Raw genomic sequence first — 1,194 nt, forward strand, 5'->3', positions numbered from 1 at the left:
GCTGCCAGCATGCCGGATCGCAGCGCCACTACGCCACCCGCGCGGCGCTCCGCCGCGATCAGTCGCATGACTTCGCCTTCCAGTTCAGCGAGCCGGGGATCAAGCGGTTGCTCGCCAAGGCGGCGCAACGCGCTGTCTAAATCCATGTCCATGGTCATTCCTCCGCCGTCCTCACATCCATTACGCACGGCCGGCGAACACCCCTCCAATCTGAAGTGAACGAATGCCACACGCCCCTCGGCGCGACTGCGCACTCTTCCATTGCGTCCAATCGCTCGCAGCTGGCTACGCAGCCGACAATCCACGCGTCCCGCTGTTCAAATTCCTTGGCAACTCTGTTTGCAGGCCGAGCGCGCCACTGAGCGGACGCCGCGGCGTTAGAAATAGAGGAGCCGGGCGACACCGGTCGGCACGGCTCTTCCGCTGTTTACAAATGAATGTGCTATCTCTTGGAAACCCTCGATTGCGGGAGGATCGCGCCGATCGCGCCCGAAGCGGCGAGAACGGCCTGTTCAGCTTCCGAAAACAGTCTCTTGTTTCCTTCTCCGAAATCCGACTATGGCGAGTCGAGTTTTCGGAGAAAGTCTTTGCTCGTCGGCTATGCGCGCGTGTCTACTAGGGACCAATCTCCTGCCCTTCAACTCGACGCACTCAGGCAAGCCGGATGCGAGCGAGTGTTTATGGAGAAGGCGTCCGGTGCGCAGCGCGATCGGCCTGAGCTGAAAGCCGCGCTTGATTACCTTCGTGCCGGCGACACGCTGGTGGTTTGGAAGCTCGATCGGCTCGCGCGCTCCGTCCGGCAGCTCGTGGAGACGGCCGAAGATCTTGCTAAGCGCGAGATCGGCCTTCGTGTACTCACCCAGGCGATCGACACCACCAGCCCCGGCGGGCGGCTTGTGTTCCACGTCTTCGCGGCCGTCGCCGAGTTTGAGCGTGAGTTGATGCTGGAGCGCACCCATGCCGGGCTTGCTCAGGCCAAGGCGCTAGGGCGGCGCGGCGGGCGCAAGCCGGCGATGGGGCCGGCCGAGATCAAGCGCGCCAAGGCGATGCTCGCAGACCCCACCATCACCGTTGAGGAGGTAGCGCAGCAATTGGGCGTGCAGCCGTCGACGCTCTACCGCCACATACCAGGCGGCCGCAGTTCGCTAAGCTCGCTAGCGTAGTGGAGGCCGCCCCGAACGGATGGCCGCGTCT

At 63.7% G+C, this 1,194-nt stretch carries 1 protein-coding gene; it reads left to right on the top strand.

What is annotated here, in order from left to right; all coding sequences use genetic code 11:
* Nucleotides 1–587: 587 nt before the first annotated feature.
* Complete coding sequence (locus AX685_RS10490) at nt 588–1,163, top strand: recombinase family protein (RefSeq protein ID WP_066488342.1); 576 nt, start codon at nt 588–590, stop codon at nt 1,161–1,163.
* Nucleotides 1,164–1,194 lie beyond the last annotated feature (31 nt).

Source organism: Sphingomonas sp. CCH9-F2, assembly GCF_001556735.1.
GTDB classification, from domain to species: domain Bacteria; phylum Pseudomonadota; class Alphaproteobacteria; order Sphingomonadales; family Sphingomonadaceae; genus Sphingomonas; species Sphingomonas ginsenosidimutans.